This is a genomic window from Collinsella sp. TF05-9AC (genome assembly GCF_003438495.1).
GTDB lineage: Bacteria > Actinomycetota > Coriobacteriia > Coriobacteriales > Coriobacteriaceae > Collinsella.
This window is the reverse complement of record NZ_QSSH01000003.1, coordinates 16,819-41,964: the sequence shown is the minus strand read 5'-3', so window position 1 is coordinate 41,964 and position 25,146 is coordinate 16,819. Positions and strand designations below refer to the sequence as shown.

Here is a 25,146-nt window from a genome sequence, read left to right as displayed (position 1 = left end):
GAAAGGAGTCCTCATGGACACCAATCATTCCCCCATCATCAGCCCCCTCACCATGCGTGAATCCGCCCGAGGTATCACGCTCACCAGCATTTACGATGAGATGCTCGCCCGTCGCGAGCTCTCCGTCATGGGAAACATCGAAACCCCGATGGCCCATGACCTATGCCAGCAGATTCGCCTGCTCGATGCCACCGACCCCAGCCGCCCCATCACCATATTTGTCGCCAGCGCCGGCGGAAGCGTGCGATCGGGTCTTGCGATCTATGACGCCATGCGCCTCGCATCGTGCCCCATCCGCACCGTCTGCCTGGAATTCGCCGCGTCCATGGGCGCCGTGATCTTTATGGGCGGCGACGATCGCCGTATGGCGCCCCATGCAGAGCTCATGATTCACGACCCGCTGATCCCCCAGGGGGCAGGCGGCTCGGCACTTGCGCTGCAGGAAACCAGCCGGCGTCTCATGCAGACCCGCAAGACCCTCACGCAAATCCTCTCGGACCGCAGCGGCCTCACGCCCAAGCGCATCCAGTCCCTCACTGCAAAAGACACCTACCTTTCGGCCGAGCGCGCCGTCGAGCTCGGCTTTGCCCACGAAATCCTCTCGACCACCAAGGAGGTCGCCCATGTCTAACCTCGCCAGCCGCCTCGCCGCATCTGAGTCCGCATCGTCCACCATCCTCGCCAAGGATCGAACGCTTTCCTGCGACACCCGCCAAACGGGACTCAACAACAACGCACTTGTGATCGGCCCCTCGGGAGCCGGCAAGACCCGAAACGTCCTCAAGCCCAACCTGCTGCAAATGAACGCAAGCTACATCGTGCTCGACACCAAAGGCACGCTCTGTCGCGAAGTGGGACCCGTGCTGGCAGCCCACGGTTACCGCGTGCAATGTCTCAACTTCGCCGACCTCAACACCGTCCCGGCCCTTGCGCCCGGCATCGAGCGCTGCGGCTACAACCCCCTGAGGCACATTCGCCGCAAGGCGGACGGCAGGCCCAACCAGCAGGACATCCTCTCGGTGGCAAAGGCCATCTGCCCCATCGAGGACAACAACCAGCCTTTTTGGGATCATGCGGCGGCAAACCTGCTGTCGTGTCTTATCGCCTACGTCACCGAACAGCTACCCGCCGACGAGCAGACGATCAGCTCGGTCATCAAGCTGATCGAGCACCTGCAGGACGGTGCCACGGGTCGATTGTTTGACGACCTGATCACGACCGACCCCCAAAGCTATGCCCTCTCGCTATGGCGGCGCTACGCCATTACGCAAAATGCCGAGCGCATGCACGCGAGCATCGTCGGCATCCTTGCCGAAAAGGTCATGTGTCTGGGATTCGACGGTGCGGCACAGCTCTATCGTGAGTGCCATCAGGTGGACTTCGCTTCCATGGGACACACCCCCTGCGCCCTGTTTGTAACCGTGAGCGATATTGACCGCAATCTCGATCCGCTGACCGGCCTCTTTATTTCGCAGGCGTTTATGGGCCTCATTCGTGAGGCCGATAGGCAGCCCGACGGCAGCCTGCCCGTGCCCGTGCGCTTTATGCTCGATGACTTCGCAAATCTGCAGATCCCCCAGATCGACAACGTGCTCTCGATTATCCGAAGCCGCAACATCTGGGCAACGCTGCTGCTGCAGTCGACCAACCAGCTCGATGCGCTCTATGGCGAGGCACGCGCACGCTCCATCATGGGCAACTGCGACACGCATCTGGTGTTGGCGTTCCAGGATCCCGAGAGTGCCCGGGTGTTTTCCGACCGCGCCGACGCGCTGCCCAGCACGCTCATGGCGACGCCGATCGATCGCTCGTGGCTCTTTGTACGCGGTCGCACTCCCGAACAGGTCGAGCGCTTTAGGCTCGAAGACCATCCGCTCTACGGGGAGCTGCCCGAGGCGCAGCGAGGCCATGCGGAGGCCGAGATCTAGGCGCAGGGTTCTCGCAGCGCGCGGCGCCCCGACGATGTTCCACAAAGGCCGTGCGCCCCGGGACCACGGCAAAGCAAAGGGGCCCGCATCCGATAGGATACGGGCCCCTGACTATAAGGCGCGATGCGTTAACAGCAGCGACTACTTGCGATGCGCGCGGTAGAACTCGATGAGCGCCTGGGTCGAAGCGTCCTGCTCGGCCTTGGCGGCGTCGTCGTGGAAAGCCGGGGTAATCTGCTTGGCAAGCTGCTTGCCCAGCTCGACGCCCCACTGGTCGTAGGAGTCGATGCCCCAGACCGTGCCCTCGACAAACGTAATGTGCTCGTACAGAGCGATGAGCTCGCCGAGCGCGAACGGGGTCAACGTGTCGCCGAAGATCGAGGTCGTCGGACGGTTGCCCTCAAAGCAGCGGGCCGGGACGATCTGCTCGGGCGTGCCCTCGGCGCGCACCTCATCGGCCGTCTTACCAAAGGCGAGTGCCTTGGTCTGGGCCAGGAAGTTGCCCAGGAACAGCTCGTGGACATCCTGGCCGCTGTCGGTTGCGGGGTTGGCAGTGTTGGCGAAAGCGATAAAGTCGGCCGGGACCACCACGGTGCCCTGGTGCAGCAGCTGGTAGAAGGCGTGCTGACCGTTGGTGCCGGGCTCGCCCCAGAAGATCTCACCGGTGTCGGAGGTCACGGCGCTGCCGTCCCAGCGGACATGCTTGCCGTTGGACTCCATGGTGAGCTGCTGCAGGTAGGCCGGGAAACGGTGCAAGTACTGGCAGTACGGAAGCACGGCATGGCTCTTGGAACCGAAGAAGTTGACGTACCAGACGTTGAGCAGGCCCATCAGCGCGACGGCATTGTTCTCGAGCGGGGTATTGCAGAAGTACTCATCGATAGCATGGAAGCCCTCGAGGAACTGCTGGAAGCGCTCGGGGCCGAGCACGACGATCAGCGACAGGCCCACGGCGGAGTCGACGGAGTAGCGGCCGCCGACCCAGTTCCAGAAGCCGAAGGCGTTGGCGGGGTCGATACCGAAGGCCTCGACCTTCTCGAGTGCGGTGGAAACGGCGACGAAGTGCTTGGCAACGGCGTCGGCGTTCTGCTCATCGGAACCGTCGATGGCGCCCTGAGCCTTGAGCTGCTCGAGCATCCAGGTCTTGACCTCGCGGGCGTTGGTGAGGGTCTCGAGCGTGGTGAAGGTCTTGGACACGATGATCACGAGCGTGGTCTCGGGATCGAGGCCCTTGAGCTTCTCTGCCTGATCGTTGGGGTCGATGTTGGAGATATAGCGGCAGTCGATACCGGCGTCAGCATAGGGGCGCAGAGCCTCGTAAGCCATGACCGGGCCCAGGTCGGAGCCGCCGATGCCGATGGACACCAGATGCTCGATCTTTTTGCCGGTAACGCCCTTCCACTCACCGGAGCGCACGCGCTCGGCGAAGGCATACATGCGGTCGAGGACCTCGTGCACGTCGGCGACGACGTCCTGCCCGTCGACGATGAGCTGGCCCTTCTCGCTTGCCGGGCGGCGCAGCGCGGTGTGCAGGACGGCGCGATCCTCGGTGGTGTTGATGTGCTCGCCGGAGAACATGGCGTCGCGGCGCTCCTCGAGCTTCACCTCGCGGGCAAGATCGCACAGCAGCTTGACGGTCTCATCGGTCACCAGGTTCTTCGACAGATCGAAGTGCAGGTCACCGGCGTCAAAGCTCAGCTTGTTCACGCGCTCGGCATCGGCGGCGAACCAGGCCTTGAGGTCGATACCTTCGGCCTCGAGCTTCTCCTGATGAGCCTCGAGCGCCTTCCAAGCGGCAGTCGACGTAGCATCGATAGGTGCGGCAACAGTTGCCATAGAGTCCTCCTCAGCATACGGGCGCACGCCTCCATGCGCCCGGACATTCAGATGCCACTATTCTAGCGCAGGTCAAGACCATAATCAGCGAGCGTTGCCAATCGGCCCCCAAACGGCAACCGACCAAAAAGGGACAGGTTTATTTTGGCAGGTCAAACGCTTTACCTACCAAAAATAACCCATCCCTTTATGCCAAATATTAGGTCGCGGCGCACACGCTGCCGAGCAGCTCGCGCAGAGGAGACCCGATACCCTCCAGCAGTTCGGGCGCGATGATGGCAAAAACGGGAACCTCGCCGGCACCCGCGACGGCAGGCACCTTGCCCTCCGAGACAATGCATCCATAAGGCACAAAGCCGTCTTCGCCGGCATCGAGCGCCGCCATGCGACGGACGAGTTCGCGTGCAAAGCCGGCAGTATCGGCATCGCCAATCGCTAAGACAAAGTCCACGCCTTCGTCGGTCGCCAGGGCCACGGCTTCGTCGATCAGCTCGTCTCCCCCGTCACCCTCAACCGAGCCGCAGCGGAAAAGCACACGCTCGAGCAGGGCTCGATCAAGCGAGCCAAGTGCCGCCGAGACAAGCTCATCGCGCGTATGCTTGTCACCGCCCAGCACGACCAGCGCCTTGGTGCCGCCATAGTGAGCAACCAATCGCCCGCACCAGCGAGCCACGTCTCCATCCGCAACAAGGCGCGTCGGCATACCAAACCCATAATTGACCATCTTTCCCACAACCCTTCCGTGCGTATAGGCGATATCAATCGTTAGGCTCATGCTACGAAGCGAGGTTTTCCGGGCTGTTTCGCACTCTTTAGAGCTGCGTTAAAACCCCGATGCAGCCGCACGACCATACCTACCAAAACAAACCAGTCCCTTTTTGGCAGGTTTTGACGATGTCCGGATGAGCGGGTATTATCGAACATGTATTCGATAAGAACATGTGTTTGATGGGAGGACGCGTGGGGCACGAGCGTCACACCTATATCTGCATCGACCTTAAGACGTTTTACGCCAGCGTCGAGTGCGTCGACCGCGGACTCGACCCACTCACCACCAACCTGGTCGTTGCCGACGAATCGCGCGGGCGCACGACCATCTGCCTCGCCATCACACAGGCCATGAAGGACCTCGGGATACACAACCGCTGCCGTCTGTTCGAGATTCCCGACGGCATCGACTACATCAAGGCCGTACCGCGCATGCAGCATTACATGGAAGTGTCGGCGCAAATCTACGGCATCTATCTGGAATACGTGAGCCCGCAAGACATTCACGTCTATTCAATCGACGAATGCTTTATCGACGTGACGCCCTATCTAGACCTCTACCACACTAATGCCAAAGGCTTTGCCTGCATGTTGCGCGATGAGGTCCTCGCGCGCACCGGTATCACGGCGACGGTCGGCATCGGCCCCAACCTATTCCAAGCCAAGGTAGCGCTCGACATTACCGCCAAGCACGTACCCAGCCGCATCGGCATACTCGACGACGAGACCTTTCGCAAGGAGATCTGGCCCCATCGTCCCATCACCGACATCTGGGGCATCGGCCCCGGCGTGGCAGCCCGCCTCGAAAAGTACGGGGTATACGATCTGATGGGCGTCGCCGCGCTCGACGAAAACCTGCTTTACGACGAGCTCGGCGTCAATGCCGAATATCTCATCGACCACGCCTTCGGGCGCGAGCCGACAACTATCGCCGATATCCAAGCCTATCGCCCGCAGGCAACCTCAACTACCACAGGACAGGTGCTATCGAAAGGCTATGCCTATGAACAGGCCTACACCGTCTTGCGCGAGATGGTCGACAACGCCGTGCTGGACTTGATCGATAAGCACGTGGTGTGCGACAGCATCTCGCTCTTTGTGGGTTATGCAAGCGAACGAGCCGACATACGCCGCCTCGACGCCAGCGGCACAGCGCAATATGTGGACGGATGCGGACACCTACGCTCAAGCACGTCGAGTATCGAACCCACCGCAACCGCCGGCCCCGGACTCGCGCCCCGTGCGCCCAAGCCCGTCCAGCGCGATGACGAACGGCGCCGCCTGGTGCGCGAGGCGCAGGCAATCGATGGCATCTTTGTGGGAGAGCATGGCGGCAAACCGCGTGGTGGCTATGCCGCGCTCTTTGCGCACTCCAACGCCTCGCGCAAGCTGCCCGAGCGCACCAATTCGTTTAAGAAGATCATGGGCTATTTCGATGAGCTCTGGGCGCAGACTGTCGATCCCAAACGACCGATCAAGCGCATCAACCTGGGATTTGGCAACCTCATGCCCGAGGAATTTGCCACTATCGACCTGTTCAGCGATGTTAAGGCCGATGAGCGCGAGCGCGACCTGGCGCGCGCCGTCCTGGCCGTGAAGGGCAAGTACGGCAAGAACGCGCTCGTCAAGGGATTGAGCTTTACCGCCGGCGCCACCGCACGCGAACGCAACGATCAGGTAGGGGGACATCGTGCCTAAGTCCCAACAACAGCCGATGCGGCCACCGACGCCTTTTGAACGTCTAGCGGACCCCGAGGGAAGACGTCAATCCGCCGACCCCAAGCTCACCGCCAACGGCTCCGTCCGCGCCGGCCGCGCCGCGCAGTTTATGCCCTTTGCCGCCCTCACGGGATACTACGAGCTCGTACGTAAGCAGGAAATCACCGTCGAACCCAAATGCGAGCTCACGGAAGAAAAAGCCCTCGAGCTTTCGAAAAAGCTCGAGGGCCTCAAACGTGGCGACTTGGTGCGCGTCACCTATTACGATACGTACGGCTATCGTAGCCGCACGGGCATTCTCGACGAAGTGTTACCCGCATTCAAGCTGCTCAAACTCAGGGATATCGCCATCAACTTCGACGATATCCAAGGCATCGAGCTGCGTGGTCGAGTCTAGCAACGAGAACGCTTGCGCAAGACGAGAGCAATGCCAAGCACTGCGGCAGCTGCAACCAGCAATCCCAAGACCAGCGTGAGGGTCGAGTCGCCAGCGTGAGGCAGCGAGCCGTCCTTCGGAGTCTTCTTAGTGGTCGTCGAAACGGTCGTCGCGGTGCTGCTCGACTGGTCGTTGCCGCCCGTCTGGCTGCCACCAGGCTGATTGCCGCCACCCGGCTGCGAAGGATCGGTGGGTTCCGCCGGATCCGGAGTACCGGGATCAATCGGATTCTCCGAATTCTCCTTGCGCTGGATCCAGACCTGGCAACCATAGAACGGGTTGGCGGTACCAAGGCACAGACCCTGGTTGGTCACCGCAAAGGTGCGCAGACCATGGTTATACGGATCGTTAAAGCCATTAGTCGTCAGCGTCGTAAAGCTCACGCCGTCCTCGGTCACATACATATCAAAGCCGCGCTCGGCATCGCGCAGGTAACACATGCACGTAAGGACACTCTGCAGCTTCTTGAGGTTCTCCTCGCTCAGCAGCTTATCGAGCGCATCCTGAATATCGCTCGGCAGCTCGGTGCCATAGGCATCCTCGTACTGCTGCCTAAGGCTCTCATAGCTATCGAGCATGTCCTGATACTGGTCGGCAAAGGACTTGAAGTACGCGATCTCGCCATCGATCTTCTGGACATAAGCGGCATCGTCCTCAAAGTCCTGGGACATCGTCGCGGCCTGATCGCAAAGACCGCCCGCGGCATCCCCCAGCGCATCGCTCAGATCGCCAAAGCCCTTAGCAACCTCGGTCTTCTCGTCATCGACATCGACGGCCTCGTTTGAATCATCGACCTCGGCAGCTTCGTTCGAATCATCGACCTCGACGGCCTCGTTTGAATCATCGTCCGCAAGCGTGTTCACGGGAACGATGGGGTCGTCAGGCGATTTCTTGTCGAGCAGGTGATCGAGCAGGTCCCTAAGGCGCTGAACCTGAGAGTCCCACTCCTCGGGCGTCATATCGATAATGTCGCCATTGGAGAACTGGCCGATCGGCTCAAGCAGGCTCGCGGTATCAAAGGTACCGATATACAGCTTGCCGTCGAACTTCTGCATGCGCCAAATGTACTGGTTCTCGTTTCGGCCAAAGCCCGAAGTCAGGCCGGAAATACCGCCCTCGGGGAACATGTCGGTGCGATCGCCAACGACGAGCTCCATGTTCTCGTCCTTGTCCATGCGATAGATGTTAACCGACTGCTCAAGATTGGCATTCACAAACGAGCAGTCAACGCCACCCATGCTGCTCTTGCCGCCCTCTTCGGTGTTGGATTTGTTGAACAGGATGCGCTCGAGGGCAATCTCCTCGTCGTTGTATTCACCGATATAGAGGTAGTCGTTGTAGACGATGAGATTGGCAGCGCCAGAACGGGTACGGGCAGGATCGATGCCAAAGCAGTACTTTGCACCGTCCGTCTTCTGATCGCCGACAATGGGAGTCCACGAATAGCTGCCGTCGGCATTCTTGTCGCCACGGACCATGGCAAACGACTGCATGGAATTATCATCGGGAGCGTTCTCGGGCGTACCGGTGCAGATGGTCGCATAGAGATGGCCATTGTACGAGACCATATCCCAAATGGCGCCGCCGTAGATGCTGTCCTTATAGCGAATCGCCGGATAGCCAAACAGCGTCTCCGAGTTGGCAATCTCGGTGAAGCTGTCCTGGCCCTTCGAGGGGTCAGACGACGTCAGGATTGTCGACACAAAATTACCGTTCGCGTCTTTACCCACATTACTGATGACGAGCTGGCCATCATGGACGCACATGCCGCGGATACCGGTAGAAATGCCCTGCTTGTAGGCAGCACCGTAATCCTGCATACTCGAAAGGCCCTGATAGACAACTTTGTACTCATCCGTCTTAGGATCGATCTCGTATACAGCAGGCAGGCCGCCTTTGCCGCCATTGGTCCTGACGCTGCCGCAGAAATAGAGCTTACCCTTATAGCTCACGGCATTGCGGAACAAAGGAGCGACGCCGTTGAGCGATTCAGAGAGCAGCAGCTTGGTCTCACCGGTCTTGGTATTGATCTTGACCAAGATGCCGCCGCTGTCCTTGTCGGCCGTGCCGTCCTCCTTCTGCTGTCCATAGAAGAAGGTGCCGTTAAACATGGCCTCCAGCGTCAGGCGCATGGTCTCGGCATCAAAGGAATCGCCCAGCGTGCCGTTCATGAGCGTCAGCGTGTTGCCCATCGCCGCATAGCAGGTGCCCACATAAAGCCAGTCACCATAGCTCGCAGCCGCCCAAGTGTAGCTCTGGCCGCGATCGCCTTCGTTGTTGGCCGTATTACCATCGGCGCCCGGAACGGCAACGGCACCGCCGCCCTGGTAGTCGACGATGCCATCCGGCTGCGACGTTCCTACCGTAGGATGCGAGAGCTTTTCAAAGGAATACCCATTTCCCGCATTGTAGGTAACGGCACCCGAAGCGTCTTCGGCATGCGCCGGCAGCGGCGATACCAAGATAGCGGCAAGCGCTGCCACCAAGCCAAGTGCTCCCACTCGTCTCATAAGGCTATAACCTCCCCTGTCCTAAAGCCCAGCTTTAGCATTCTTCATTTCTGTCCACGGTTAATTGCAATCTGAGCACAGCAATAATCAGCGTATAAATATACACCTGTAATTTTTTGGACGGGTTAATAGATGCTCAATTGGTAACGAATTCCGCGCGAACCGTCACCAAACTCCACTTTTGCCGCATCTAAAGGTTATTTTTTGCACAAATTTTTGGATGCCGATAGTCACAATGAGCAGGCGGCCGGTATCCGCCGGAGAGGGCAACGCCTACATCTTCATAACGTAATAGCCCGCGCCCCTCACCGCCGTCTCGATTGTGTCGCGATCAACCGGGCGCTTCGAGCGTACGCGTGCCGTGTGGTCCGCATACGTCACCGTAGCCCACACGCCATCAAGCGCATTGAGGGCATTCGTCACATTCCGAGCGCATCCGTCGCAGCTCATGCCGCCGATAAGCAGCTCCTCACGATAGGGGTAGTGGGACTCGTCGGTGTCTGCCACCACAACCTTCTTGGCTTTCTTGCCGCTCGCGCCATCACTGCAACAGCTCTTTCCATGCGTCGACGCCGCAATGCGACGCAGCCCAAAAAACATGCCGACGGCAATGACGGCCAGCACGATGAGATTCGCAGGGTTGAGCAAGTCACTCATGCGTTCCCCTTTCAAGTAGCCCTATCTAGATACCCCCATGGGGTGTTCCCATCTTAACCCAAAATCATGTCCGTTCGGTCAATTAGTTTCCCTCTTCAAACTTTTTAGTTGACCAAGGCTTACTTTCGTGTATAAGTTTTCCTAGGCTAACAGTTTAGATCCGTAAGGAGCGTCGTGACTCGAACCATAGACATCCCAACGTTTCAGGCGGCAGTCGTGCGCAACTGCTCCCCCACGCTCGCGGGCATCAAACCGGCATCGCTCTTTACCTACCCAGGAGTCTATGTCGATCAAGACGGCTCAAGCGTAACTGCGGCGATCGAGGATCGCCGAGCACGCCTGCTCAACGTTATCGCCCGGTGCAACCGCGAGCTTAATCCGTTCGGCATCCATCTGAGCGTTTTGGTCTGGCGCCCCTGCGGGGCGCTCGTATACGCATATCGGCCCAATAGCCTCGCCACTTACCTTGCTGACCCGCGCGCCAAAACGGCACTCGCCAAGGAGGGCTACGACACCGGCAACCTCTCGGCATGTCTTGTGCACCTGGCATCGCGCATCACGCTCGCAAGCAATAACGCCGCGGAATGCGCATGCGGCCAAACCCGATGCGCATTGGACCATCAAGCACACTGCGACAACGGCTGCACCTGCGAGTTTCCACACGAAATTGGCTACTTCCTGGGGTACCCCTACGACGACGTATACGAGTTCATCGCCCAGCGTGGCGAGAACTACAAGATCTTTGGAGCCTGGAAGGTCTATAATGTCGAGCAGGCGCTTGCGACGTTTGATGCGTACCGTGCCTGCACCCAACACCTCACCTTTATCTATCAGCAGGGCTGCAGCTTGGCGCAACTTGCCCAGGCGACCCGATAGAACGTACAAACCGCGGCCGCACGCCGCACAACCGAAAGGACTCAACATGAGCAAGATCGCCGTCGTCTATTGGAGCGGCACGGGCAACACCGAGGCCATGGCAAACCTCGTTGCCGAGGGCACCACGTCCGCGGGCGCCGAGGCCGAAGTCATCCCCTGCGCCGACTTCTCTGCCGACAGGGCCGCCGACTATGATGCCTTCGCCTTCGGTTGCCCCGCCATGGGCTCCGAGGAGCTTGAATACGATGAGTTCCAACCGATGTGGGACGAAGTCAAGGAAACCCTCGGCGACAAGAAGGTCGTCCTCTTTGGCTCTTATTCGTGGGCCGAGGGCGAGTGGATGGACAACTGGAAGGCCGATGCCGACGAGGCAGGTGTCAACGTCGTCGATTCCGTCATTTGCTACGACGCCCCCGACGATGAGGGCGAGGCGGCCTGCCGCGCCCTTGGAGCCGAGCTCGTCTAGCGGCAATGAGCTCCGCCCGTAACGCGCTCTGCACCAAAACACATTCGCGTCCCAACAAAAACGGGAGCCGGATCACATCCGGCTCCCGTTTTCTGCTATGTCAGTCATATAAAGCGGCTACGAGATATTGCCCAAAAACGCCTTGGTACGTTCGCTCTTAGGATGGTCGAAGACCTCGCTCGGCGTGCCATCCTCCACGATAACGCCGCCGTCCATAAAGACGACGCGGTCGGCGACGTCGCGGGCAAAGCCCATCTCGTGCGTCACCACGATCATGGTCATACCGTCATGCGCAAGATCGCGCATGACGCCCAATACATCGCGGACAAGCTCAGGATCGAGCGCCGACGTGGCCTCGTCAAAGAGCATCACGTGCGGATTCATCGACAGGGCGCGGGCGATGGCCACGCGCTGCTGCTGACCGCCCGAAAGCTGACTCGGCATAAAATCGATGCGCTCGGCCAGGCCGACCTTGGTCAGCTCCTCGATGGCAATCTTCTCGGCCTCTTCCTTGCTGCGCTTGAGCACCTTTTGCTGCGCAAGCATGACGTTCTTTTTGACCGACAGGTGCGGGAACAAGTTGAACTGCTGAAACACCATGCCCAAGTGCGTACGCACCTTATTGAGGTCAACGCCCTTGGCGCACACATCAACGCCCTCGACGACAATCGAACCACTCGTGGGCTCCTCGAGACGGTTAATGCAGCGAAGCATCGTCGACTTGCCCGAACCCGAAGGGCCCAGGACTACGACGACCTCGCCCTTGTGCACATCAAGGTCGATGTCGCGCAGGACCACGTTATCGCCAAAGGCCTTCTGGAGATTCTTGATGCTGACGACGACCTCGTTCGAGTTATTGGTTTCGCTCATAATAGAACCTCCTTACAGACCAGCGATATGGTCGGCGGGCGTCGCGACAACCTGTCCGGCGCTCTTGGTGGGACGCTTCTTTTTGGTTTCGGCCGTACCCAGCAGCCTCGCCTCAAGACCGCTCACCAAGCGCGCAAGCGGCAGGGTAATGACCAGATAGAACAGGGCGGCAACCACATACGGCGTAATGGAGCCCGTTGTTGCCACGATGGTGCGGGCGTTCATGACGATCTCGACCACGCCCACGGCGGCAAGCAGCGACGTATCCTTGTAAAGCAGGATAAACTCGCTGGTCAGCGTAGGCAGGACATTGCGGAACGTCGGCGGAATCATAACGTAGAGCAGCGTCTGGAAGGCATTCATGCCCAGCGAGCGAGCAGCCTCGTTTTGACCCTTGGGGATCGACTGAATACCGGCACGGAAGATCTCGCACAGGTACGCAGACGAGTTCATGGCCATGACGATAACGCCCAAGACGTAGTCGTCAACCTTGACACCGGCAAGCGGCAGGCCAAAGAACGCAATGTAGATCTGCAGGAACGCCGGCGTGCCGCGGATGATATTCACATAGATGCCGGCAAGACAACGAAGGATGCGCGACTTGGAAATGCGCATGAGCGACAGCGCAAAGCCAAAGGGAATGGCCAACGGAAATGCCACGAGCACGATCGAGAGCGACATAAGGAAGCCCTTAAAGACGATCGGCAGGCTCTGGACCAAAATGACCGGGTTCAGGAACAGGCGAAGGAACATGTTGGAATTCCATGCCTCGACCCACGGCTGTTCCTTAAGGTCGGCCAGGAAGTTATCGAATGCCGTCACGCCCTTAATCTCGACGGAAGGAATCTTGGAAATCTTCTTGGTCGAACCGTCGGCAAGCGTATAGGTGCCGCTAAAGGCCTCATCGCCGCCCTCGACGGGAAACGTCACGCCGTAAACCTCGACACGGAAAAAGCCGCCGGCAGGCGCCGTCTCGCCAAAGTCAATCTTGAGCGTCTGGCCGTCAGCCTTGCACGTGGGCTTCATGGGCGTACGATCCATGAGGTCCTCGCCCGAGAGCATCGTCAATCGCGTGTCATCGATACCAAACGTCGTGCCGTCGACAAACGTCAGCGAAAGACCGCTCAGCTCCTCATCGGCATCGGCTTGGACCTCCCAGGTAATGCGCGTCTCGGTACCGCCGACCACAGCGCTGCCCGAACCGGTGTTGGGTCGGGCGGTAATCTTTGCGGTCTCAAGCGCCTGGGCGGTCGTGGGCGCATATGCCCCCGCGCAAACCAGCGCGAGCGCCACGGCCATGACGCAGACTAGCTTTTGGAGCAAGGCGGGCAGTGGAAAATGCTGCTCCGCGGCCCCTTTGTTCAGTCGAGACAAGGTGGCTCCTATCGTAGAAGTTGCCGGCAAAACGAGACGGAAATGCTCTCCGTCAAGAGAAGCGCAAAGGCCCTCTCCGCCAAAACGGAAAGGGCCCGCGCGCAATCAAGTAGTTATTTTACTTGATGTTGTACTTAGCCATGAGGGCGTCAACGGTACCGTCGTCGGTCAGGTCCTTGATGGCCTGGTTGATGTCGTCCTTGAGCTTGGTGTTGCCCTGGTTGATGGCGATGGCGTACTCCTCGCCGGTGCTGATCTGCTTAATGGTCTGACAGGTGTTGAACTGCTCGGCGGTCAGCTGGCTAGCAACGGAGCGGTTGGTGACTACGGCGTCGCCCTTATCGGACTGCAGGGCGCTGAAGCACTCGGTGGCGTCCTTGTAGGGGACAATCTTGGCCTTGGGGAAGTTCTCCTGGGCAAAGGACTCGGCGGTCGAGCCAGACTGGACGATGATGGTAGCGTCAGCGTTATTGAGCTTCTCGCTGTAGTTATCGGCCGTGATGTCGGTGTTATCGACCTTGGTCACGATAGCCTGATCGTCCATGTAGTAGGAATCGGAGAAAGTGACTTCCTTCTCACGCTCGGGCGTGTCGGTGATAGCCGCGATGGAGACGTCATACTTGGCGCCCGAAGCGACGCCCGGAACCAGCGTGTCAAAGTCGTTATTGACGTACTCGACATCCAGGCCCAGCTTGTCGCCGATGGCCTTGATGAGCTCAAGGTCAAAGCCCTGATAATCGCCGTTGTCATCCTTGTACTCAAACGGAGCGTACTCGGCAGAGGTGCCGACGGTCAGCGTACCGTCCTTGACGAGCGCGTACTCCTTGGAGCCGTCGACCTTCTCGACCTTAGCGTCGTCAGAGCTGCTAGAACCGGCATCAGAGCCAGAGGTGGCGTTGGACGAGCCGCAGCCCGTCAGAGCGAGGGCGAGCGCCATAGCACCCGTGGCGGCAAATGCGCCAAGCTTCTTCAGCTTCATAATCAGTCTCCTTCCAATGACCCCATGTGATTCAGAGGTCTGCAAAAACTGAGGGTTATTATGCACCCGCTTGGAAGAATCTGCAATTAGAAAACTGATTGAAACAAACCCATAACGTGAATGGAGCACTCCACTTTATGGCAGCCATTACTGCTGCAAGGACCTTAACAGTTTGATTTCAGCCGCATAACCTGCAAGTTCGTTCGGTGTCTCCAAAATGAATGGCAAGGCGCGCAAGCGGCCATTCGATACAATATTCTGCATAACCTGCATACCGCCGCCAAACTCTTCACTACCCAGGTAGCCCTTGCCGATGCACTCGTGGCGATCCTTATGGGCGCCGCAGGGGTTCTTGGAGTCATTGATATGCACGGCGCGCAGGCGCTCGATACCCACCACACGATCGAACTCGTCGAGCACACCGTCAAGATCGTGGACGATGTCATAGCCGGCATCATTCACATGGCAGGTGTCCAGGCAAACGCCCAACTTGGCCGACAGCTCGGGGCGTTTGTCGGCAACGCCCTCGATGATGAGCGCCAGCTCCTCGAAGCTGCGGCCCACCTCGGTGCCCTTGCCGGCCATAGTCTCGAGCAGCACCGTCGTCTGCTGACCCTCAAACATCACCTGACACAGGGTGTCGACGATCATCTGAATGCCGGCGTCGGAGCCCTGCCCCACATGCGCACCGGGATGGAAGTTGTAGTAGTTGCCGGGCAGCGCTTCCATGCGACGCAGGTCCTCTGCCATGGCCTCCAGGGCAAACTCGCGCGCCCGCTCTTTGGCCGAGCAGGGGTTATAGGTATACGGGGCATGAGCCACGAGCGGGCCAAAGTCGTTTTGCTCCATAAGCTCGCGCAGGGCCGCCACGTCATCCATGTCAAGGTCTTTCGCCTTGCCGCCGCGCGGGTTGCGCGTAAAGAATGCAAAGGTATTGGCGCCAATGGACAGCGCCGTCTCCCCCATTGCCCGATAGCCCTTCGTCGTCGAAAGATGACACCCGATCGTCAGCATCTCCAGCTCCCCCTCATCAGTTGCGGTGAAATAGTTCCTGTCGATGCCCTATTCTGCCGCAAACAGGAACTATTCCACCACAAGTTATAAAAGGGGCATCAGAGATGCGGGCCACCAAGCACTACGGCTACGGGCGCGGGCGTCATGATCCCTCACGCGTCAGCGCCAGGTCCTAGAGGGCTAGACGGATTGCATCGATGATGCGCGCACAGCGCTGTGTGGCGGCTAGGGGCATGACGGGACTCTTGAGTTTCCCCGCCCGGATGAGCTGGGTCGCATGCCGGATTTCGCCGTAGAAATCATCGACCTCAAACGGGGCATTTATTTCGAGCATTCGTCCGTCGGAGTACTTCACATGGGCGAGCTCGGGGCGATGGAGGCGCTCGATTTCCAACGAACCCCGCTCGCAGGCAATCGTTAAGCGGCTTTCATATGCTGCTTTGCCGTCGCACACCATATGAATGGGTATGCCGCCGACACTCATATGGATCTCATCGGCCCAATCCACGCGGCCGCCCGATACGTCACGCCAGCGAACTTCACGAGACGAAACATCGCACGCGCCCGTAAGCAGATCCTCAAACCACCCGACTGCATAGCAGCCAATGTCATATAGACAGCCGCCCTGCAACGGATCAAGCAGATAGCCCGAAGGAGACTCGCCGTAATCGAGCTTTTGCACGCTTTCAATCGAGACAATACGGCCAAGCTCACCCGACGCAAGCAAGTCCTTCACGCGAGTGCGCATCGGGCAAAACCGATTCTTCATCGCCTCCATAAACGGCACGCCGTACTCACGGGAAACGGAGGCGATCGCATGGGCCTCTTCTTCATTCAAAACGGCCGGCTTTTCGCACAGTACGGCCTTTCCCGCGCGCAGTGCCCGACAGGCCCAATGCGCATGCATGCCATGTGGAAGAGCCAAGTAGATTGCGTCGACATCGGGGTCGGCAATCAGCGCATCATAAGCCGCATCGCCGCTATCGTCAGCCGTGGCATAGCCGTGCGCGGCATCAATCGAAAACGCCCTGCAAAACTCCTCAACATGCGAAGGAGTGCGACCGGCGGCAGCCACAAGCCGTGCCCCGTCCACCTCCTTGAGCGACGATGCGAATCGATGCGAAATGTGTCCAGCGCCCAAAACGCCCCAGCGAACATCACGCAAACCATCACATGAATCCCGATAGCCCACGACAGCCCCCTTCAGTTGCGGTGGAATAGTTCCTGCTTGGCCCCTATTCTGCCGCAAACAGGAACTATTCCACCGCAAGTTATAAAAGGGGCATCAGGAGCGCGTTTTGCAAAAGGCTTTAAGCGCGGCCGTTACGGGACCAGGCTGGAAACGTCGGCGCACATCGTCGAGACGCTCGGGAATATCAATGTGCTGCGGGCAGTGACGTGCGCATTTGCCGCACTTGACGCAATTGCTCACCAGCTTGGGCTCGTTCGTCCGCACCGCGCTCGCCGTAAAGTATTGAGACAGCCCCGTAAACCAACTATGCGCGTAGCTCGCGTTGTAGGCGCCAAAGCAACCGGGAATATTGATGCCCTTGGGGCACGGCATGCAGTAGCCGCACCCCGTACAGGGCACGCGATTCGATTTCTCAAACTCTCCCAGCACACGTGCGATGGTATCGAGCTGCTCTGTCGTCATCGAATCCGGCAGTGCGCGATCCGCCAATGCCGCGTTCTCGTCCACCTGCGCGGTATCGGTCATGCCCGAAAGCAGCATCGTGACTTGAGGATGGTTCCACACCCACGAAAGGCCCCAAGCAGCCGGCGTCTTCAGGTACGGATCGCGTACGTCATCGAGCACGGCGCGGGCCCGCGGAGGCAGCTTGCCCGCCAGGCGTCCACCCAAAAGCGGTTCCATCACAAACACCGCGAGCCCGCGCTCCGCAGCCGCCATGAGCCCCGCCGTTCCCGCTTGGTAGCGCTCTCCGGCATAGTTGTACTGGATCTGGCAAAAATCCCAGTCATACGCGTCAAGCATCATGAGGAAATCCGCCGCACCGCCGTGGTACGAAAAACCTATCTGGCGAATACGCCCCGCAGCCTTTTGGTGCGCAATCCAGTCCTCGATACCCAAAGCTGCCACGCGCTCCCACTGCGCGGGCGAGGTGATGTTGTGCATGAGGTAGTAGTCGATATGGTCAGTCCGCAAACGGCGCAGCTGCTCGTCAAAAAAGCGGTCGAAATCCTCCGCACATTTGCACGAAGCGTGCGGCAACTTGGTCGCAAGCAAAATCTGGTCGCGCAGCCCCAGGCGCTCAAGCGAAGCTCCCACACAAGCTTCGTTACCGGGGTAGAGATAGGCCGTGTCCAGATAGGTTATTCCTTGCTCCACCGCACGGGAAATGATGGCATCGGCCGTCTTCGCATCGGGGTGTCCCGGCGCACCGGGAAACCTCATGCAGCCCAGTCCCAGCACCGAGATACGGTTGCCGCTTTTGGGGTCAACACGATATTGCACTGCCCCTCCTCTCCCCTCGAAGCTCTAATGAGGCGAAACACAACGGCCACGCCATCAAAACACATTGGAATCGCAATCGAGAACGTATCGTAACGTAGCAGCAATCGAGCCATCACGACACCGCTTTAACATCAGCAAAAAGCCCGATGAAAGGAGGCGAACGGACCACGCGTGAGGACGCCTATCCCTACCCCGGCGAACAATACATCCTCTCGGTCGACCGTTACCAGATCGAGGTCATGGACCATCTGGACGAGCTTCCCGCCACAGGCGCCGTCATCTTCTGCACCTTCCCCAAGGTGCGCGATGGCGTCGGATACCCCGCGCGCGTTTTTGCGATCTGTCCCGCGGCATAAGCGCACAGTGCAATAGTTTCTTTTTCATAACAGCAGCCCCACGCGCTTACCAAACGCCCCGGCGACATACAATCCATCAGGCGCCCCTTACGCGGGCGCCTTTTATATGAGGAGATGATTCGCATGCAGATCAACAAGGTCGCCTTTATCGGCAAGGGCGGCGTCGGCCTGCTCTACGGCAGCATGATCGCCAGGGTGCTCGGCAACGACGCCGTCGAATACGTCATGGATGATGCTCGTTTCGAGCGTCACGCGAACGACGCACTCACCGTCAACGGCGAACCCTGCGATCTCACGTCCGTCCGCGCCAGCGAGGCAACGCCCGCCGATCTGGTCATTCTCACGGTCAAGACGACTGGACTCAACCAAGCACTCAAGACTATGGAGCGCGTCGTGGGACCCAACACGCTCATCGCCTCGCTGTGTAACGGCATTACAAGCGAACAAAAGATTGCCGAGCGCTTTGGCTGGGAGCATACCGTTCTTGGTATTTGCCAGGGCATGGACGCCGTGTTCCTCAACGGAGAGCTCACCTTTACCAATGCGGGCGAAATCCGCTTTGGCGCGGCGGCCGGCACCGAGCTCGCAACCGTCACCGCCATCGACGAGCTCTACACGCGCTGCGGCATCGCCCATACCGTCGAGAGCGACATTGCGCACCGCATGTGGGCCAAACTCATGCTCAACGACGGCATCAACCAGACCTGTATGGCCTACGGCGGGACCTACGGAAGCGCCACGGAGCCGGGCTCCGAGCAGCGTCGCTGCTTTGTTTCCGCCATGCGCGAAACGCTTGCGGTCGCCAACGCCGAGGGCGTTGAGCTGACCGAGGCAGACCTGACGCAGATGGTGCACCTCATCGAGGGAATCGACCCCGCCGGCATGCCCTCGATGGCGCAGGACCGCATAGCGCAACGAAAAACCGAAGTCGAAGAGTTCGCGGGCACCATTTGCCGTCTGGCGGCCAAGCACGATATCCAGGCACCGCAAAACGAGTGGCTCTATCGGCGCATCCGCGATATCGAGGCAAGCTGGTAGCGCCCGGCTCACCACGTCAACAGACTCAACAGCAAAGCCGCCGCAAGGGAACCTTTCCCCTGCGGCGGCTTTCATCTTCGTCTATGACCGGCGGCAACCTCACAACAGTTAGCGTTGCGACTCAGGCACCTCGTCCTCGCCATCGCGGCAAAGAACTACACCCGCACTTCCCAGCAGCGCAGCCGCGATCAACGCACCGACCACGATAGAGGCAGCCCCACAAGACCCCTGCATACCCGCGACGAGCGCGGCCGTAGGACCAAGGCAACCAAGCGTCAATGCAACGGCGGCAACGGCGATATCTCGAGCGTTCACAAGACCACTTCCTCCACGAGAAAGACTTTGTTTCTCGTGACTTAGTGTGCCCCGCGCCCATATGCGCGGCGTACTGCCACGGTAAGCGCTCTGTTAACTCAAGCACGCACAAAAAACGGGCGCCCTTACGTTGCCCTAAAGCTCGGTAAAGACGCCCGTCCGCCAAATATCCGTGATGCAGAAAAATTACCAGCCAGTGTAGTAATCGGTGGTTCCGGCAGCGCAGCCGGAGTCATAGACCTTGCACTCGCCCTTGGACCCGGTAAACGTGGAGCCCTGGGCCTTATCGCCCGCGGCAACGACGTAGTAGCCATCGGAATCGCGCCAAAAGCCCTCGGCGTCCTGCGTCCATTCGCCCGTGCGGTGGTGATACAACACGTTGCTGCTGTAATAAGTCTCGCGGCGGCCGTTATAGTTATTGACGCCGCTCGAGCGCGTCAGGCCCGAGCCGTTCGCGTAATACGCAGCAGACGCGTAAGACGAGCCGGAGCCGGCGTTGTAATACGAAGCCTGAACGGCCTCAGCGGCCTCGGCTTCGGCTGCGGCAGCCTCGAGCGCCTCGCGCTTGGCATCCTCTAGCGTAGAGCGAAGCTCGTCGAGCTCGGTCGACTTGGCGTCGACCTCCCCCATCGTCAACAGGCTACTCGCGCCGTCGATGCAGCCCTGCAACACAGCGCGCTCGTCATCGGTAGCATAGTCGCCATACATATTCATAATGATCTGAGCGCGCATCTCCAGGGAATCGCGCTTCGCCCCCATCGAGGCGTTCCACTCCTGCATAGAGCCATAACCGTCACCGCGGTAGTCGACGGGCTGCACCAGCGTCGCCTCGGACGGCGTAGATCCGACCGTATCGGATAGTGTTGCCGCGTGGGCATCAGTTGCGCCGACGCCCGCCAAAAGTGCCACGGTCAGAGCGGCGGAAAGGGCGGCGGCTTTCGGTTTTCGTGAATCGATCCTCATGTAGCTGGAAACCTCCGTAGTGTGTTTTTGCTGCGTTTGGGCTGCGTGTGATTCGATCGCGCTGCATAGTACCCCGAGCAAATCGCGACCTGCGGTTTTACTCAAAAGGCGCACGTCAATTGCGTAAAACTCACATCCTCTCAACAGGAGTTTTCCACAACTCGAATGCATAAAGCGTGTCAAAAACCCTGTTTTTGCGCCCTCTCTATGCAAAAAAGGCGCCTGTGCAACTATTGTTCGCACAGGCGCCTTGAGCAGGCATTTTATGCAGTTATACCTATCGAGTCGCAAGGGGTCCTTGCACAAGTCGCCTTACTCGTCCAGCGCGGCGAAAGCCTGCTTCAGATCCCAAATGATATCCTCGGCGTTCTCGGTACCGATGGAAAGACGGATCGTGGAGAGCGTGATGTTCTGCTCGGCGAGCTCCTCGGCAGAGAGCTGGGAGTGTGTGGTGGTAGCCGGGTGCACGACGAGCGACTTGACGTCGGCCACGTTGGCGAGCAGCGAGAACACCTGCAGATGATCGATGAACTTCCAAGCTGCCTCCTGGCCACCCTTAATCTCAAAGGTAAAGATCGAGGCACCGCCGTTGGAGAAGTACTTCTGATAGAGCTCGTGATCGGGGTGCTCAGGCAGGCTCGGGTGATTCACCTTGGCAACATGGCTGTCACCAGCCAGGAACTCAACGACCTTCTTGGTGTTCTCGACATGACGGTCAACGCGCAGCGACAGAGTCTCGGTGCCCTGGAGCAGGACCCAGGCGTTGAACGGGCTGATGCAGGCGCCCTCGTCACGCAGCAGGATGGCGCGGACATAGGTTGCGAAGGCGGCGGGACCGGCAGCCTCGGCAAACGAGACGCCATGGTAGGAGGGGTTGGGCTCGGCGATCTGCGCATACTTGCCGCTCGCCTTCCAATCGAAGTTACCGCCGTCGACGATCACACCGCCCAGCGAGGTGCCGTGGCCGCCGATGAACTTGGTTGCGGAGTGGACGACGATGTTGGCACCATGCTCCAGCGGACGGAACAGATACGGGGTGCCGAAGGTGTTGTCGACGACAACCGGTAAACCGTGCTTCTTGGCGATCTCGGAGATGGCGTCGATGTTGGGGATGTCGGAGTTGGGGTTGCCGAGCGTCTCGAGGTAGATGACCGTGGTGTTGTCCCTGATGGCGCCCTCGACCTCGTCCAGGTTGTGGGCATCGACGAAGGTGGTCTCGACGCCAAACTGGGAGAGCGTATGCTCCAGCAGGTTGTAGGAGCCACCGTAGATGGTCTTCTGAGCCACCACATGGTCGCCGGCCTGAGCGAGCGCCTGCAGGGTATAGGTGATGGCGGCGGCACCAGAGGCGACGGCAAGACCTGCCACGCCACCCTCAAGCGCGGCGATGCGGTCCTCGAAGACGCCCTGGGTGGAGTTGGTCAGACGGCCGTAGATGTTACCGGCGTCGGCAAGACCAAAGCGGTCGGCGGCGTGCTGGGAGTTGCGGAACACATAGCTCGTGGTCTGGTAGATAGGCACAGCACGGGAGTCGGATGCAGGATCGGCGCTCTCCTGGCCAACGTGCAGCTGCAGGGTATCGAAACCAAAGGTGTGCTCGGGGTTGTTGATAAACTGGCTCATGATGATCTCCTTGATCGAACAAAAGTAATAAGAGTAAGAGAAATAAGTCGCTGTCTCCTGATCACGCCAACGGGCGCAAACAGGAGCCCGGCATTCGTCTTGGCAAGCAGTTCATATGCGGGCCTCCTTTCGCATCCCGGTTCCGTGGTCGACTTAATTACCTACCTCCTTTGTGTGTTTTGAATAGTACGGGCATTGCTTCGCTCGGTCAATCACTTAAAAGCGCTAACCTGTTATCGGTTTTATAGATAGCTATCGAAAGGACGGGCGCCGATGACCCTCCAGCAGCTTCGCTTTTTGATCGCCGTGGCAGAGTCCGGCTCAATCAACGCCGCAGCTCAGCGCCTCTATACCGTTCAGTCCAACATCTCAAACGCCGTCAAAAGCCTGGAACAGGAACTTCATATCGAAATCTTTACGCGCTCTAGCCGCGGTGTTGCACTCACCAACGACGGCACCGAGCTTTTGGGTTATGCACGCCAGGTCGTAGAGCAGGCCGATATGCTCGAGGCGCGCTACGAGGACGGCGGCACCCCGCAAGCCCGCCTTGCCATCTCGGCCCAACACTACGCCTTTTCGGTCGAGGCCTTTGTCAACGTGGTCGAGCGCTGCCGCGACAGCAAGTTCGAGTTCATCATGCGCGAGACCACCACAGCGCAGATCATCGACGACGTGCGCGCGTTTCGCAGCGACATCGGCATCCTCTATCTGGACGACTTTAATACCCGTGTCTTGCAGAAGGCCTTTACCGATGCCCGAGCGAGCTTTCATCCCCTCTTTGATGCGAAAGTCCACGTGTTCGTTAGCGAGCGTCACCCGCTCGCACGCCGCCCTCAGCTGTCCCTTGCCGACCTCGCGCCCTATACGCGCTACTGCTTTGAGCAGGGAACCTCAAACTCCTTCTATTACGCCGAGGAACCTTTTAGCTATATCCCTTGCGACCGCAATATACGAATCTCGGACCGCGGAACACTTACCAACTTACTTATCACGTCGAACGGTTACACCCTGTCGACCGGTGTCCTCTCCAATGAAATGCAATGGGGTATGGCATCGATCCCGTTAGCAGACGCCCCAACGATGCACGTAGGCTATATCATGCACGACGAGCGCAAGCCCTCTCCCCTCTTGCAGCAATACCTCGACGAACTCAACCACATCATCCATGCCAACTAACTGTCGGAAGACGGGGTAGAAATCGTAGATTGCAAGTCCCCGGCGAACATGGCGCTACAATGGTCACTCACATGAAACGCTCTCAACGAAAGGAAGCCCGTGAAGGTCATCATCTATACCGACGGCTCGGCCCGATCAAATCCGGGACGCGGCGGCTACGGCGCCGTGCTCAAATACACCAACCCCGCCGGCAAGACCTTCACCTCCGAACTTTCGCGCGGCTACGCCAAGACCACCAACAACCGCATGGAGCTCATGGCGGTCATCGTGGCGCTCGAGGCGCTCAACCGCCCCTGCGACGTCGAGGTCCATTCCGATTCGCAGTACGTCGTCAACGCCTTCAACAAGCACTGGATCGACGGCTGGAAAAAGCGCGGATGGAAAACCGCCAACAAGCAGCCCGTCAAGAACCGCGACCTATGGGAGCGCCTGCTTGCCGCAAAGAGTAAGCATAAGGTGGAGTTCATTTGGGTTAAGGGGCATGCCGGCCACGAGCTCAATGAGCGCTGCGACGAGCTCGCCACCACGGCGGCCGACGGAGCCAATCTCGATATCGACACCGGCTTTAACGAGAGCGACCTGTAACGGCGTTTTCGCACGCTATTTCCTGCCCCTTCGCGCTACACTCATCCTGTAAACCGAACGGCACGAGGGGGATACATGCTGCGTATAGCGACCATCGGCACATCCATGATTACCGACGACTTTATCCAGGTCGTCAACGCCAACGACCAAGCTGCGTTTGTGGGCACGCTCTCGCGCGATGCAGATCGCGGCGCCGCCTTTACTGCCGAGCACGGTGGCGAACGCAACTTCACCGCACTCGACGAGCTCGCTTCCGCCAACGACGTCGACGCCGTCTACATCGGCAGCCCCAATGCACTCCATCACGAACAGGCGCTCGCCTGCATCGCCGGCGGTAAGCACGTTATCGTCGAAAAGCCCTTCTGCGCCACCGAGGCGCAAGCGCTTGAGGTCTTCCGCGCTGCCGAGGCAGCAGGTGTCGTGGCCCTCGAGGCCATGCGTCCCCTCCACGATCCCGCCTTCCACGCCATCGAGGACGCCTTGGGTGAAATCGCCCCCATCCGCCGCGCCTCATTGCGCTTTGGCAAGTATTCCTCGCGCTACAACGAGATTCTCGCGGGACGCGCCACCAATATCTTCGACTGCAATATGGCATCGGGTTCCCTCATGGATATTGGCGTCTACACCGTCGAGCCCATGGTCGAGATTTTCGGCATGCCCTCCGGTCTTACGAGCATGACTACCCTGCTCGATCCCACCACGCGACAGCTCACGCACGGCCCCATCGACGGCTGCGGTTCCATCCTCGCCAGCTATGGCGGAGGTCGCATCTCCGTCGAGCTCGCGCACTCCAAAATTACGAATGACCTGCTGCCCTCGCAGATCGAAGGCGAGCGTGGCACTATCCAGATCGACCATCTGTCCACGCCCCGCAACGTCCGCATCGACTATCGCGGCGATGTCGTACGCGGCTCAGCGACCGAGGCACCGCGCGAACAGGGCGAGAACGGCCGCGTGCTCGACCTGCCCAAATCGAGCAACACTATGGAATACGAACTCACAGACTTTATCACCGCCATCGATGGCATCGATAACGTTAAGGAAGAGATTTGGGAGACCCCGGCGGGACGCCACGAGCTTGGCCACTACCGCGATGTCACGCTCGTCTCGCTGCGCATCATGGATGCCGTGCGCCAGCAGGCGGGTATCGCCTTCCCCGCTGACTCTAACAAGCAGGCATAGCG

The 25,146-nt window shown here is 59.3% G+C and carries 24 protein-coding genes; 11 read left to right on the top strand and 13 right to left on the bottom strand.

The features are described from left to right. Nucleotides 1–13 precede the first annotated feature (13 nt). Together DXC52_RS01610 and DXC52_RS01605 are read left to right on the top strand one after the other, a co-directional pair. A complete protein-coding gene (locus DXC52_RS01610; RefSeq protein WP_022094432.1) occupies nucleotides 14–631 on the top strand; it encodes an ATP-dependent Clp protease proteolytic subunit in 618 nt (205 codons plus the stop codon). Further along, on the top strand, nucleotides 624–1,928 hold the full coding sequence (locus DXC52_RS01605; protein WP_117745869.1) for a VirD4-like conjugal transfer protein, CD1115 family: 1,305 nt from the start codon (nucleotides 624–626) through the stop codon (nucleotides 1,926–1,928). Before DXC52_RS01610 ends, DXC52_RS01605 begins: the two co-directional genes overlap by 8 nt. A 141-nt stretch (nucleotides 1,929–2,069) precedes the next feature. Here the strand turns inward: DXC52_RS01605 and pgi are convergent, their stop codons facing one another. Both pgi and DXC52_RS01595 read right to left on the bottom strand, forming a co-directional pair. Beyond that, the gene (gene pgi / locus DXC52_RS01600) at nucleotides 2,070–3,764 is read right to left on the bottom strand and encodes a glucose-6-phosphate isomerase (RefSeq protein ID WP_117745868.1); all 1,695 of its coding nucleotides are present in this window, start codon (nucleotides 3,762–3,764) and stop codon (nucleotides 2,070–2,072) included. A gap of 199 nt (nucleotides 3,765–3,963) precedes the next feature. Continuing rightward, nucleotides 3,964–4,488 carry an iron-containing alcohol dehydrogenase gene (locus DXC52_RS01595; RefSeq protein ID WP_199409410.1) on the bottom strand — a complete coding sequence of 175 codons (525 nt, stop codon included), beginning with the start codon at nucleotides 4,486–4,488 and terminating at the stop codon, nucleotides 3,964–3,966. Between the two features lie 215 nt (nucleotides 4,489–4,703). On the opposite strand from DXC52_RS01595, the gene DXC52_RS01590 reads away from it, so the two are divergent. Then, the gene (locus tag DXC52_RS01590) at nucleotides 4,704–6,230 is read left to right on the top strand and encodes a DNA repair protein (RefSeq protein ID WP_370446107.1); all 1,527 of its coding nucleotides are present in this window, start codon (nucleotides 4,704–4,706) and stop codon (nucleotides 6,228–6,230) included. After that, nucleotides 6,223–6,648, top strand: a complete 426-nt coding sequence (locus DXC52_RS01585) for a hypothetical protein (RefSeq protein ID WP_233504723.1) — start codon at nucleotides 6,223–6,225, stop codon at nucleotides 6,646–6,648. The genes DXC52_RS01590 and DXC52_RS01585 overlap by 8 nt, the downstream gene beginning before the upstream one ends. On the opposite strand, the gene DXC52_RS01580 is transcribed toward DXC52_RS01585, so the two are convergent. Both DXC52_RS01580 and DXC52_RS01575 read right to left on the bottom strand, forming a co-directional pair. After that, nucleotides 6,645–9,197, bottom strand: a complete 2,553-nt coding sequence (locus tag DXC52_RS01580; protein WP_147330587.1) for a hypothetical protein — start codon at nucleotides 9,195–9,197, stop codon at nucleotides 6,645–6,647. The genes DXC52_RS01585 and DXC52_RS01580 overlap by 4 nt on opposite strands. A 273-nt stretch (nucleotides 9,198–9,470) precedes the next feature. Beyond that, nucleotides 9,471–9,854 (bottom strand): heavy-metal-associated domain-containing protein, encoded by a 384-nt coding sequence (locus DXC52_RS01575; protein ID WP_117745863.1) that lies wholly within the window; start codon nucleotides 9,852–9,854, stop codon nucleotides 9,471–9,473. A 174-nt stretch (nucleotides 9,855–10,028) separates the two neighbouring features. Here DXC52_RS01575 and DXC52_RS01570 point away from each other — a divergent pair, with 174 nt between their 5' ends. Both DXC52_RS01570 and DXC52_RS01565 read left to right on the top strand, forming a co-directional pair. Beyond that, a complete protein-coding gene (locus tag DXC52_RS01570; protein WP_117745862.1) occupies nucleotides 10,029–10,730 on the top strand; it encodes a DUF3793 family protein in 702 nt (233 codons plus the stop codon). Nucleotides 10,731–10,776: 46 nt separating this feature from the next. Further along, nucleotides 10,777–11,196 carry a flavodoxin gene (locus DXC52_RS01565; RefSeq protein WP_117745861.1) on the top strand — a complete coding sequence of 140 codons (420 nt, stop codon included), beginning with the start codon at nucleotides 10,777–10,779 and terminating at the stop codon, nucleotides 11,194–11,196. 117 nt (nucleotides 11,197–11,313) lie between these two features. Here the strand turns inward: DXC52_RS01565 and DXC52_RS01560 are convergent, their stop codons facing one another. From DXC52_RS01560 to DXC52_RS01535, 6 genes are all read right to left on the bottom strand, one after another. Beyond that, entirely contained in the window at nucleotides 11,314–12,066 is a 753-nt protein-coding gene (locus tag DXC52_RS01560) for an amino acid ABC transporter ATP-binding protein (protein ID WP_117745860.1), read from the bottom strand. A gap of 12 nt (nucleotides 12,067–12,078) precedes the next feature. Beyond that, nucleotides 12,079–13,440, bottom strand: coding sequence for an ABC transporter permease subunit (locus DXC52_RS01555; protein WP_233504721.1), 1,362 nt, complete (start codon nucleotides 13,438–13,440; stop codon nucleotides 12,079–12,081). A 118-nt stretch (nucleotides 13,441–13,558) separates the two neighbouring features. Continuing rightward, nucleotides 13,559–14,419: an ABC transporter substrate-binding protein gene (locus DXC52_RS01550; RefSeq protein WP_035138867.1), complete on the bottom strand. Its 861-nt coding sequence runs from the start codon at nucleotides 14,417–14,419 to the stop codon at nucleotides 13,559–13,561. Between the two features lie 147 nt (nucleotides 14,420–14,566). Further along, on the bottom strand, nucleotides 14,567–15,433 hold the full coding sequence (locus tag DXC52_RS01545; RefSeq protein ID WP_117745859.1) for a deoxyribonuclease IV: 867 nt from the start codon (nucleotides 15,431–15,433) through the stop codon (nucleotides 14,567–14,569). A gap of 172 nt (nucleotides 15,434–15,605) precedes the next feature. Then, a complete protein-coding gene (locus DXC52_RS01540; protein ID WP_233504715.1) occupies nucleotides 15,606–16,625 on the bottom strand; it encodes a Gfo/Idh/MocA family protein in 1,020 nt (339 codons plus the stop codon). Nucleotides 16,626–16,718: 93 nt separating this feature from the next. Beyond that, nucleotides 16,719–17,906, bottom strand: a complete 1,188-nt coding sequence (locus DXC52_RS01535) for an aldo/keto reductase (protein ID WP_117745857.1) — start codon at nucleotides 17,904–17,906, stop codon at nucleotides 16,719–16,721. Nucleotides 17,907–18,052: 146 nt separating this feature from the next. Here DXC52_RS01535 and DXC52_RS01530 point away from each other — a divergent pair, with 146 nt between their 5' ends. Both DXC52_RS01530 and DXC52_RS01525 read left to right on the top strand, forming a co-directional pair. Next, nucleotides 18,053–18,262 (top strand): hypothetical protein, encoded by a 210-nt coding sequence (locus DXC52_RS01530; RefSeq protein WP_117745856.1) that lies wholly within the window; start codon nucleotides 18,053–18,055, stop codon nucleotides 18,260–18,262. Nucleotides 18,263–18,385: 123 nt separating this feature from the next. Beyond that, nucleotides 18,386–19,300 carry a ketopantoate reductase family protein gene (locus tag DXC52_RS01525; RefSeq protein WP_233504713.1) on the top strand — a complete coding sequence of 305 codons (915 nt, stop codon included), beginning with the start codon at nucleotides 18,386–18,388 and terminating at the stop codon, nucleotides 19,298–19,300. Nucleotides 19,301–19,408: 108 nt separating this feature from the next. Here DXC52_RS01525 and DXC52_RS01520 read toward each other — a convergent pair whose 3' ends face one another. From DXC52_RS01520 to DXC52_RS01510, 3 genes are all read right to left on the bottom strand, one after another. Next, nucleotides 19,409–19,615, bottom strand: a complete 207-nt coding sequence (locus DXC52_RS01520) for a hypothetical protein (protein WP_117745854.1) — start codon at nucleotides 19,613–19,615, stop codon at nucleotides 19,409–19,411. Nucleotides 19,616–19,801: 186 nt separating this feature from the next. Continuing rightward, nucleotides 19,802–20,578, bottom strand: coding sequence for a hypothetical protein (locus tag DXC52_RS01515; RefSeq protein ID WP_117745853.1), 777 nt, complete (start codon nucleotides 20,576–20,578; stop codon nucleotides 19,802–19,804). A 312-nt stretch (nucleotides 20,579–20,890) separates the two neighbouring features. Next, nucleotides 20,891–22,201 carry an O-acetylhomoserine aminocarboxypropyltransferase/cysteine synthase family protein gene (locus tag DXC52_RS01510; RefSeq protein ID WP_117745852.1) on the bottom strand — a complete coding sequence of 437 codons (1,311 nt, stop codon included), beginning with the start codon at nucleotides 22,199–22,201 and terminating at the stop codon, nucleotides 20,891–20,893. A 273-nt stretch (nucleotides 22,202–22,474) separates the two neighbouring features. On the opposite strand from DXC52_RS01510, the gene DXC52_RS01505 reads away from it, so the two are divergent. The 3 genes from DXC52_RS01505 to DXC52_RS01495 all read left to right on the top strand — a co-directional run bounded on the left by DXC52_RS01505 (nucleotide 22,475) and on the right by DXC52_RS01495 (nucleotide 25,144). Beyond that, nucleotides 22,475–23,377: a LysR family transcriptional regulator gene (locus DXC52_RS01505; RefSeq protein WP_117745851.1), complete on the top strand. Its 903-nt coding sequence runs from the start codon at nucleotides 22,475–22,477 to the stop codon at nucleotides 23,375–23,377. Between the two features lie 99 nt (nucleotides 23,378–23,476). Further along, nucleotides 23,477–23,962, top strand: coding sequence for a ribonuclease HI (rnhA, locus tag DXC52_RS01500; RefSeq protein WP_117745850.1), 486 nt, complete (start codon nucleotides 23,477–23,479; stop codon nucleotides 23,960–23,962). 75 nt (nucleotides 23,963–24,037) lie between these two features. Further along, nucleotides 24,038–25,144: a Gfo/Idh/MocA family protein gene (locus DXC52_RS01495; protein WP_117745849.1), complete on the top strand. Its 1,107-nt coding sequence runs from the start codon at nucleotides 24,038–24,040 to the stop codon at nucleotides 25,142–25,144. Nucleotides 25,145–25,146 lie beyond the last annotated feature (2 nt).

What these genes read in the sequence shown, in the direction of transcription:
- DXC52_RS01610 (WP_022094432.1), top strand. Translation starts at nt 14, where the DNA reads ATGGACACCAATCATTCCCCCATCATCAGCCCCCTCACCATGCGTGAA.
- DXC52_RS01605 (WP_117745869.1), top strand. Translation starts at nt 624, where the DNA reads ATGTCTAACCTCGCCAGCCGCCTCGCCGCATCTGAGTCCGCATCGTCC.
- pgi (WP_117745868.1), bottom strand. Translation starts at nt 3,764, where the DNA reads ATGGCAACTGTTGCCGCACCTATCGATGCTACGTCGACTGCCGCTTGG.
- DXC52_RS01595 (WP_199409410.1), bottom strand. Translation starts at nt 4,488, where the DNA reads ATGGTCAATTATGGGTTTGGTATGCCGACGCGCCTTGTTGCGGATGGA.
- DXC52_RS01590 (WP_370446107.1), top strand. Translation starts at nt 4,704, where the DNA reads ATGTGTTTGATGGGAGGACGCGTGGGGCACGAGCGTCACACCTATATC.
- DXC52_RS01580 (WP_147330587.1), bottom strand. Translation starts at nt 9,197, where the DNA reads ATGAGACGAGTGGGAGCACTTGGCTTGGTGGCAGCGCTTGCCGCTATC.
- DXC52_RS01575 (WP_117745863.1), bottom strand. Translation starts at nt 9,854, where the DNA reads ATGAGTGACTTGCTCAACCCTGCGAATCTCATCGTGCTGGCCGTCATT.
- DXC52_RS01565 (WP_117745861.1), top strand. Translation starts at nt 10,777, where the DNA reads ATGAGCAAGATCGCCGTCGTCTATTGGAGCGGCACGGGCAACACCGAG.
- DXC52_RS01560 (WP_117745860.1), bottom strand. Translation starts at nt 12,066, where the DNA reads ATGAGCGAAACCAATAACTCGAACGAGGTCGTCGTCAGCATCAAGAAT.
- DXC52_RS01550 (WP_035138867.1), bottom strand. Translation starts at nt 14,419, where the DNA reads ATGAAGCTGAAGAAGCTTGGCGCATTTGCCGCCACGGGTGCTATGGCG.
- DXC52_RS01545 (WP_117745859.1), bottom strand. Translation starts at nt 15,433, where the DNA reads ATGCTGACGATCGGGTGTCATCTTTCGACGACGAAGGGCTATCGGGCA.
- DXC52_RS01530 (WP_117745856.1), top strand. Translation starts at nt 18,053, where the DNA reads ATGAAAGGAGGCGAACGGACCACGCGTGAGGACGCCTATCCCTACCCC.
- DXC52_RS01525 (WP_233504713.1), top strand. Translation starts at nt 18,386, where the DNA reads ATGCAGATCAACAAGGTCGCCTTTATCGGCAAGGGCGGCGTCGGCCTG.
- DXC52_RS01515 (WP_117745853.1), bottom strand. Translation starts at nt 20,578, where the DNA reads ATGAGGATCGATTCACGAAAACCGAAAGCCGCCGCCCTTTCCGCCGCT.
- DXC52_RS01510 (WP_117745852.1), bottom strand. Translation starts at nt 22,201, where the DNA reads ATGAGCCAGTTTATCAACAACCCCGAGCACACCTTTGGTTTCGATACC.
- DXC52_RS01505 (WP_117745851.1), top strand. Translation starts at nt 22,475, where the DNA reads ATGACCCTCCAGCAGCTTCGCTTTTTGATCGCCGTGGCAGAGTCCGGC.
- DXC52_RS01495 (WP_117745849.1), top strand. Translation starts at nt 24,038, where the DNA reads ATGCTGCGTATAGCGACCATCGGCACATCCATGATTACCGACGACTTT.